Origin of the sequence: Bacillus sp. Xin1, from assembly GCF_013314535.1 — a bacterium.
GTDB lineage: Bacteria > Bacillota > Bacilli > Bacillales > Bacillaceae_G > Bacillus_A.
Genome location: NZ_JABUAE010000084.1, coordinates 1 through 7,207 on the forward strand (window position 1 = coordinate 1; position 7,207 = coordinate 7,207).

Consider the following 7,207-nt stretch of genomic DNA (forward strand, 5'->3'; position numbering starts at 1 on the left):
TTTGTGATCTTTTGAGAAACAATAGGGTTTAACTTTATTTTATTTAATCTTTAAGAAAGAATTTTAAAGCAAGATATGACAGAAAGTTTGAATAGGAGATTTAAAGATGGAGAACTTAACTATGTATCAATATTTATTTTATGAAATCCATAGCGAGGGAAATGGGTGATACATAAAATCTCTTTGATTAATTGAAATAGTAAGGAGTGAAGTGAATGAAGTATGAAGCAATATATACTGTTGTAGTTTCCGTAGGTAGTGAAATAGTAGCAAAACACGATATTAAGGCTCATGATATTAAAGAAGTTATCGGAAACCTTTCAAAAAAATACTTAGATAAAGATAAGAATGTGTTGGATAATTTGGAGAGGTAAGGACTTTGCATAAAAATTTATTGTTTATGAAATATGAACATAGAATGATTAGATATTATCAAGGAGGATAAAGAATGGCATGTCACGATAGTGAAAACCAAATAGAAAAGCAGAAAGATTTAAAATGGTGGCAGCTATCGCTAATTGGGATTGGTTGTACTATAGGAACTGGCTTTTTTTTAGGATCAAGCATAGGAATTAAGCTAGGTGGACCATCAATTGTACTTATGCTTATTTTGGCAGGATTCACCACATATGTTGTATTTGGGGCTTTAGCAAAAATGACAATAGCAGATCCACAAAAAGGCTCCTTTCGTACATACTCCCGAAAAGCATTCGGGCATTGGGCAGGATTTTGTCATGGATGGACATACTGGTCCTCAGAACTATTAATCATGGGGAGTCAATTAAGTGCATTAGGGATATTTTCACGATATTGGTTTCCTAATATCCCTCTGTGGATATTTATTTCTATTTATGGGGTAGCTGCTTTAGTGGTCATTTTCATTGGTATTAAAGCTTTTGAACGTTTGGAAAACTGGATTGCAATAATAAAGGTCATAGCCATTATAGGATTTATAATAATAGCAATCATGGTCATCTTTGGAGTGATTCATGGTGGTTTTCATAAACTACAGTTTCCTAAAACTATAAAAGAATTTTCCCCAAAAGGTTTACGAGGCTCATGGTCCTCTCTTATTTATGCCTTTTATGCATTTGGTGGTATTGAAATTATGGGTTTGATGGCAACAAGGCTTAAAGATCCTAAAGATTCAACTAAGTCAGGTAAGGTAATGTTGTTACTCTTAACAATTATTTATATATTATCTATAGGGTTAGCTATAATTATGGTTCCACTTCATTATTTTAATATAAAAGAGAGCCCATTTGTAGTCGCTTTACAGGACTACAATTTACCGTACATTCCATTCGTTTTCAATATAATCTTAATTTTAGCGGGATTTTCGACATTGGTAGGCTCATTGTTTGCGGTAAATAGTGTATTGATAAATCTAGCTGAAGAAGGAGATGCACCAGCTTTATTTGCAAAAAAAGGAAAAAGAAACATCTCTTTTCCGGCTTTAATACTTATAGTAATAGGACTAGGAGCTTCTATTATTACAGCCTTATTGCTTCCTAAAAGTATATATGAATACATAACAACCGCGGCTAGTTTAATGCTGTTGTATACTTGGGTTTTAATTCTTCTTTCTTTTAGGAAGTTAATGAATCCTAAAGGTTGGGAGCAGCTCAAAAGCATAATAGGTCTAACGACTATTGCACTAGCTATAAGCGGAACAATATTTCAAAAAACAATTCGGTTAGGCTTTATGGTCAGTTTTTTGTTCCTAGGTATTATCATAGGCGTGACAATTATTATGCATTTTTTATGGAAGAAGAAAGAGACTGTCTAGTATGAAAGAAATAATAAGAAAAGGTTTTAAATTTTGCAACTGTGGTGATGCATCCTTCATTCCAAAGTAATGATTTTATTGGAGGAAATTTATACGTTAAGGGAACATAGTTATTTATACTCAAATGTTAAGTTTCGTACATATGTATCGATACTTTATAATTTAAATTACTACGTATTATTTGTTACTGAAAAATGATCTGGCATGTTTGAAAGGCAAAGTATACCCCATAAATAATGAGCGATATTCCAGATATAACTGTAATTAGAGATAATATACGTACATTTAACATTTTACGGAATATACTAGAAGTACTTGCCATGGTAATATCCCATAAAAAAATACCTAAAACGATACCCAAGCTGTATAACAAAAGCTGTTCTTTACTATAAGAGGTAGCAGCTTTTGCTAATATAGAGCCGAAAATTCCAAGCCAAAATAGAATGGTTAATGGATTCGATAAGGACATAAAGAAGCCAGAAAAAAAAGTTCTAATAATTGATTCATCATTTTTCGTGTTTGTAATACTAATTTGATTTGCACCTTTTAAACTTTCTATACCTGTATAAATCAAAACAAAAGCTCCAAAAGACCATAGGAAAAGTTTTATGACATCTCTTTCAAGAAAATGAATTATACCTAAATAAATCAGTATCATATACAAAATATCGGCTATTAAGGCACCTATGCCTAGAATCCATGCATGAAAAAATCCACTCCTAATACCTTTTTCTAATTGTGCAGCGTTAATAGGCCCAATTGGAGCAGATAATGATAAACCTAAGAAAACATAACTTAAAAATATGCTCACCTATAACAAGCTCCCTTCAATAAATTTTATCTATACTAAATCTATTCAGTGGTTAATGTTTGTACAACTAAATAATAAATATCTTAACTTTGAAATATATATTATTGTTAATTTACTAAATAGATATATATTATGTATTGTTTATGAAGAGTGAACATAGCAAACTATTATGATATATATAATTAATTTTAATGTTAAAATAATTTGCCATGTTCAAGACTTTTTTCTTACGAAAAAAGTCTTGATTACTTATAACTTATTTTTATGCGAAATTTTCATTATTTTGGAAAAGGGGCATTTTGATGGAAGTGTTTCGTCATCACGCAAAAAATATTGCTGCCATTCGTAATTGTTTTCTTGACCATAACATTTAAGAGAGGGATGAATTGGAGCAATGTCATAGGTAACCAAACGTTGACGTATTAAGTTTTTAAGTTTCCGAATGCGTTTGTGTGACTCAGTAATTCCTTGTAAAACCCATCGAGGAGTTATAGCCAGCATCATACATGGAAAGTGCCTACTTTGCCTTTTGACATGAGCAGGAGTAGCGCAATAAACAAAATATGATTCATTATGGAAACAAAATTCCCACGTGTTTTCCATGGGGTTATTTGGAATATGTTTAGGCCATTCCTTCTCGTCCAATTCACTAGTTTGATTGAGAATAGACCAATAAATATGTTCAAAGTTTTTAACAGTGGATTCTTCGGCAAGCTCCTTTGGTGTTTCAATAAAAACGATAAGTGAGGCGTATTTACCTGTATCCTTAGAGCATTTTGTGTATGTCTTAAGTAACGTAGCTAATTTTTTACTAGCATTTGGCTTTCTAGGATCGCCAATAAATCCATATCTGAGGTGATTAGATGTAAAACCATGTTGTGCAGGAATACAAGGAAAAGGCTTATCTTTATCGGTCATTTTTAAAACAAAAGAATGAAAAGCATTTTGTTTCCATTTTGGAAGATTAGTAATGTCCCTTTGTAGAGACTCTTTATCATAAAGTGTTATCATGTTGTATTCCCTCCATAAGCAATAATATATAGGGTATTAATTATTAAGGAATAGGTGACTGACTAGATAACAATCTATGCCTGTATAATTTGTAATAATAATTTGATATGGTTAATATTTCTTTGGAGGTTATTTGATTATATTGTTTTTGAGTGTAATAAAAAATTTTACTCTTACGTGAAATTGAAAAATGTATAAAACATGACGGTACAATGTTCCAATGAATCTTTTTTTACTAATATGTTTATAAGGTAATAAGAAAGGGTGTATCGTTATGGGTAAAAATAAGGAAGAGAAAATATGTTATATAGATTGTAAAGGAAATGAGATAATTTTAAAAATTAAAATAAAGAATGTAAAATAGGAGTAAAAGGAAAATAAATATATCTTGATATCATTTATTTTGCAATCGATAAGTTACTTAAATACCTTATTAAAAGTAGACTACTTTAAAATTAGCTTTGGAGGAGTAGGGGATAATCTCAAAATAGAATGGGAATCAATAAGTTAAACGTATGAAAAACCAACTTCTTAATTAACTAACTAGATAATTAATTATATTATTATATAAATTTACAATAACCTACTTAAATTTCAAAATTTTTCAGAGTAATTAAACATAATTCAAAAATTCTTTTCTCACTTCTATCAATTTGATCACTATGTACTGGATAAAAATTTCCTAAATGATCTCATATATTTTATAGAAAGGATGGCATACTATGTATGAGCTATTACATTAATAGCTCAATTTATTGTTCATTTAATTGGCAGATAATACATGTGTTTATCTGCTAAATTCTTTTCATACGCTTTTTATTTTTTAAAACTTTAGTGTTTGGGGGTTATAAAAATGAATTTTCCACATTCTAAAAAAGAAGAGAGTAGCAATTCTAAAAGCTTAAAATCTAATACTACACAAACCGGACTTCAATCAGTAGAACAAGCAATGAATGGCTTGTATGGAATGCCAGAAACTGATATTGAAGACAAAGAACATCAAGGAAACGAAAATTTGAAGAATACTTAGCATTTCAATATTAATCTTATTTTGAATACATATTTCATTTCTAATAAAAAACCCAGGGGAATCAAAATTCCCTTGGTTTTTTCAATTGTATCATGTCATCAAGCATCTACTTTTTTGTCTTTCTCTTTTTCCAAAGCTTTTTCTGGCCAAAAAGAGAAGCGGCCTAGAACAACTGTAAGTGAAGGGACATATACATCGGTGATTACAAAAATGTAAATCAACAGCCGCTGATTGGGAATATAGATGATTTAGCTGTAAAAATTGTAGATTTTTATTGAAATGGATTAGGACATTGATCCAGGATTTTAAAAAAATGAATATAAACTTTTGAATCATTATTTCCTTAGTGTTTTCATGTACGTTTTTACTGCTCTTAGTAAAAATTCTTCTTGGCCTAACCCTGCAGCAGAAGCCATTTGAATTACCTTTTGTTTAAATTCATGATCCGCATGAAAAGTTAAAGGTTCTACATTGCTCTTAAAGTAAATACCGTCAACATGTGGTAGTATTGAGCCGGTCTTCATATTAGAATGTAAGTACTTAATCTCCTCCTGTAAATTCAATGGATCCACTTTTAGGATATATGGTTTAATTTCTAAATGGATTGAGTCCTGTATAAGGGTTACTCGCATATTCGTAACACCAATCTCTTTATAAAACAAGTTAATTAGATTATAAGTGATTGAATTAAATAATTGAGGTCTTTTGAAAGTAAAAGACAAATAACCGCGTTTTGTAATGACTGCTTTTTTTTCAAAATACTCTACTGTGTAACCGCGATTTTTGTATTCGGATAAAGAGAAGATTTCTTCATCTTCTGTTATTACTTTCCCATCATTCCCATTTATCTCTATCACACGAGCAACTTTCCCTGTCTCTTGATGTGTAAATAATTGATATAAGTAGATTTCAGTATCTTGAATCTTGGTGATAAAAGTTTTTCGTTCTTTCGTAGTTGTTTTTTCATAATCAAGCTGAAAAATCTCTAAATCTTCTTCATCAATGACATACACTTGTTTTCCACGTTTTTCCACCATTGTTGCTGGTAATTTTCCTGATTTTATATAAGTAAATATGGTAGATGGTGCCACATTTAGAAGTTCAGCTGCTTCTTTTGTTTGTGCTTAAGCCTTTGATTTCTCCCTTATTCATTAGCCGTTCAATATCTTCCAAATAAAATACTTTGCTACCAAACTGTTTCCGGTTATCTTTATATACACATTCGATTAGTCCTTCTTTTTCCTTCTTTAGGATGGTTGGTACGGTAACTGTTGATTGAATAATTAGAAAATTGTATGATGAATTCAAATCTATGAAAAGGAGATGTGCCAATGTCATCGCTTATTGTAAATATCTCATTATTAGTGAAGATTATGGAACGAGGGGATAGGTAGGCCTGATCAATTACAGAACTATCCCCATAATGAAAAAGGGGGATTTTTGAAATGAATAATCTTTTTTTAGGTGAAAATATTAAATTAGCAGCAATTAGAGCTGAAGATATTGAACAAATGGCTTTGTGGCAAGAGGATAGTGAGTATTTAAGGAATGTAGATACGGATGCTGCAGTTCCGCAATCTTTGCATGAAATAAAGGATCATGAACTATTAAAAGGACGGAAATCAAACGGTGTTTCATTCATGTTAAGAACAATTCAAGAAGACATTCTAATTGGTTTTGTGGCACTTCATAGCATAGAGTGGAATAATAGAGCTGGCTTGCTAGCAATTGGTATAGGTGATAAGAATTATAGAGGTAAAGGATATGGTGCGGAAGGGTTACGTCTTATTTTGAAATATGCTTTCTATGAATTAAACTTACATCGTGTAGGGCTCGATGTTATTTCTTATAATAAAACGGCTATTGAAGTATATAAAAAGGTTGGATTTAAAGTGGAGGGATGTATGAGAGAAGCTGTTCAGCGGGATGGGATGAGTTTTGATCGTATCATAATGGGGATATTGCGAAACGAATGGATAACAACGTAAAAATAATTTGAATAAGGTTAATAAAGTGAATTGACCATTCATGCGAAATATTAAGAAAAAAGAGAAATCTAGTGGCTTTATAGCTGGTTAGATTTCTTTTTTTTTTGGAATTGCTTCGGTTATCACGAGAAGATTGTTTGTGAAATGAATATAGAGGTGATAATGAATTTTTAAATATTTAAAAAATTATTTTATAAAAACCTGTATTTTTTGGTCAGATTCTGTACTTTTGATTATAAATTAAAAATACGTTTCTATTAGTTTACATTTGAAAGCGCTTCTAATCGTTTTATATTTTTTGATAATTCTGTTTATATATCCATACAAATATTAAGAAGAGACAAAAAGAATCTATACAAGTCCAATTTCAAAATCCGACATATGGAATAAGCATGATGGTGCAGCCACATTTCTGGATAAAAACTATTTTTTTGCGGGAGGAGCTAGAGCATCTACGTGTACAAGCATCAGATCCTTCAAGGTGTCAGCTGTACAGTTACATGTTATGGAGATTCGTATAAAAGAGGAAATACCATTTTCATAGAAAATTTTTGTCTTTGTTGCATGTGTATATGAAG

Annotated in this window: 6 protein-coding genes and 1 pseudogene; 4 read left to right on the forward strand and 3 right to left on the reverse strand. The window is 30.9% G+C overall.

Annotation, left to right across the window (positions count from 1 at the left end; genetic code table 11):
- Positions 1-215 precede the first annotated feature (215 nt).
- Positions 216-374 carry a hypothetical protein gene (locus tag HRG09_RS27175; protein WP_174103926.1) on the forward strand — a complete coding sequence of 53 codons (159 nt, stop codon included), beginning with the start codon at positions 216-218 and terminating at the stop codon, positions 372-374.
- 74 nt (positions 375-448) lie between these two features.
- On the forward strand, positions 449-1,789 hold the full coding sequence (locus tag HRG09_RS27180) for an amino acid permease (RefSeq protein ID WP_174103927.1): 1,341 nt from the start codon (positions 449-451) through the stop codon (positions 1,787-1,789).
- A 184-nt stretch (positions 1,790-1,973) separates the two neighbouring features.
- On the opposite strand, the gene HRG09_RS27185 is transcribed toward HRG09_RS27180, so the two are convergent.
- Positions 1,974-2,600, reverse strand: a complete 627-nt coding sequence (locus HRG09_RS27185; protein ID WP_174103928.1) for a LysE family transporter — start codon at positions 2,598-2,600, stop codon at positions 1,974-1,976.
- A 249-nt stretch (positions 2,601-2,849) separates the two neighbouring features.
- The gene (locus HRG09_RS27190; RefSeq protein WP_174103929.1) at positions 2,850-3,611 is read right to left on the reverse strand and encodes a YqcI/YcgG family protein; all 762 of its coding nucleotides are present in this window, start codon (positions 3,609-3,611) and stop codon (positions 2,850-2,852) included.
- An 853-nt stretch (positions 3,612-4,464) separates the two neighbouring features.
- Here HRG09_RS27190 and HRG09_RS27195 point away from each other — a divergent pair.
- Complete coding sequence (locus HRG09_RS27195) at positions 4,465-4,641, forward strand: DUF4021 domain-containing protein (RefSeq protein ID WP_174103930.1); 177 nt, start codon at positions 4,465-4,467, stop codon at positions 4,639-4,641.
- Between the two features lie 335 nt (positions 4,642-4,976).
- Here the strand turns inward: HRG09_RS27195 and HRG09_RS27200 are convergent.
- A pseudogene (locus HRG09_RS27200) lies at positions 4,977-5,910 on the reverse strand (helix-turn-helix domain-containing protein); the annotation flags it as partial.
- A gap of 176 nt (positions 5,911-6,086) precedes the next feature.
- On the opposite strand from HRG09_RS27200, the gene HRG09_RS27205 reads away from it, so the two are divergent.
- Positions 6,087-6,629 carry a GNAT family N-acetyltransferase gene (locus tag HRG09_RS27205; protein WP_174103931.1) on the forward strand — a complete coding sequence of 181 codons (543 nt, stop codon included), beginning with the start codon at positions 6,087-6,089 and terminating at the stop codon, positions 6,627-6,629.
- The last annotated feature ends 578 nt before the right edge of the window (positions 6,630-7,207 follow it).